Genomic DNA, 1490 nt, shown 5'->3' on the forward strand with positions numbered 1-1490 from the left:
CCCCGCACCGGCCGGCCGGGAGCCGGTCACCCCCGCCCCCCGGACGGCCACCGACCCGCCGCGTGTACCGCTGCGCGTCACGCTCTGCAGGGACTCCGGCGAGTTCCAGGCGCTCGGGCCGCAGTGGACCGCGCTGCAACGCCGCTGCCGCACCGCGACGCCGTTCCAGAGCCACGCCTGGCTGCACTCCTGGTGGCGCTCCTACGGCACCGACGGGTGGCTGCGCGTGATCCTCGTGCGGCGCGGCGACGTGCTGGTGGGCGCCGCCCCGCTGATGCTCGCCCACCGGCCGCTGCCCGTCCTGGTGCCGCTCGGCGGGGAGATCTCGGACTTCTTCGACGTGCTGCTGGACGACGACTGCGCCGAGGAGGCCGCCGCCGCCCTGGTCCGGGGCCTGGACCGGCTCGCCCGCACCCGCGTGGTCGACCTGCGCGAGGTGCGGCCGGGCGGCGCGGCCGAACGTGTGCACCGGCTGTGGCCCGGTCCGCGCCGCCGCATGGACGACTCCGTCTGCCTGGAACTGCCCGTGGCGCCGCTCCCGGAGCTGATGGAGCGGCTGCCGAGCCGCAACGCCCGCCGGTTCCGCGCCAAGCTCCGGAAGATCGAGTCGCTGGGCATCGAGGAGCGCGCCGTGCCGGCCCGGGAGGTCCCCCACGCCGTCGAGAACCTGCTGCGGCTGCACGGCATGCAGTGGCGCGGCCGCGGCGTCACGCCCGAACACCTGCGGCCCCGGTTCGCCGAGCACCTGGTCCGGGCCACCCGGCAGATGGTCCGCGACGGCGACGCCGTACTGACCGAGTACCGGATGGACGGCCGGGTGGTCGCGGCCGACGTCACCCTGATGTCGGCCGATCTCGCCGGGGGCTACCTCTACGGCGCCGACCCCGAGCTGCGGGCCCGCAAGGTCGACATCACGACCATGCTGCTGCGCCACGACGCCCGCCAGGCGACCGAGTCCGGCCGCCGCGTGCTCAGCCTGCTGCGCGGCACCGAACCCTACAAGCAGCACTGGCGCCCGGAGACCGTCACCAACCAGCGGCTGCTGCTGGCCGGGCGCGGCGCCGCACCCCTCCTGGGGCTGTACGTGGCCGCCGTCGAGGGCCGCCGCCGGGCCGGCGAGGCCCTGCACCGCCAACTCCCCGCGCTGCGCCGGCTGCGCGCCAGGCTCAACAGCCTGCGGGCGGACGGCGCCGGCAGGTGATCCTCCGCCCGCGCCCGTCCGCCCGCCAGGACAGGCCCGGCCGCCGCCCCGTGGCGCGGCGGTCGGGCCTGCCGGCACTACCCTCGCGGGTCCCGGTCCCGCCAGTCGCGACCTCGGTCGTGGTAGTCGCTCCAGTCACGGTCGTAGTACTCACGCCAGTCGTACCGGACGCACGGCAGCCGCTCCGGGTCGACCCAGCGCTGCGCCCAGGGGCTGAGCAGGATCGGCATGCAGCTCGTCTCGGGCCGCGGCGGGTTCGGCGCGGGCGGCGTCGGGACCACCGGGGGAG

1 protein-coding gene and 1 pseudogene are annotated in these 1490 nt (G+C 76.8%); one reads left to right on the forward strand and one right to left on the reverse strand.

Features of this window, described 5'->3' with window-relative positions; all coding sequences use genetic code 11:
* Nucleotides 1–70: 70 nt before the first annotated feature.
* On the forward strand, nucleotides 71–1201 hold the full coding sequence (locus GL263_RS26370) for a GNAT family N-acetyltransferase (RefSeq protein ID WP_182858251.1): 1131 nt from the start codon (nucleotides 71–73) through the stop codon (nucleotides 1199–1201).
* Between the two features lie 77 nt (nucleotides 1202–1278).
* On the opposite strand, the pseudogene GL263_RS26375 reads toward GL263_RS26370, so the two are convergent.
* Nucleotides 1279–1490, reverse strand: a pseudogene (locus GL263_RS26375) (hypothetical protein); the annotation flags it as partial.

The sequence above is a fragment of the Streptomyces durbertensis genome, from assembly GCF_014156695.1.
Lineage (GTDB): Bacteria > Actinomycetota > Actinomycetes > Streptomycetales > Streptomycetaceae > Streptomyces > Streptomyces durbertensis.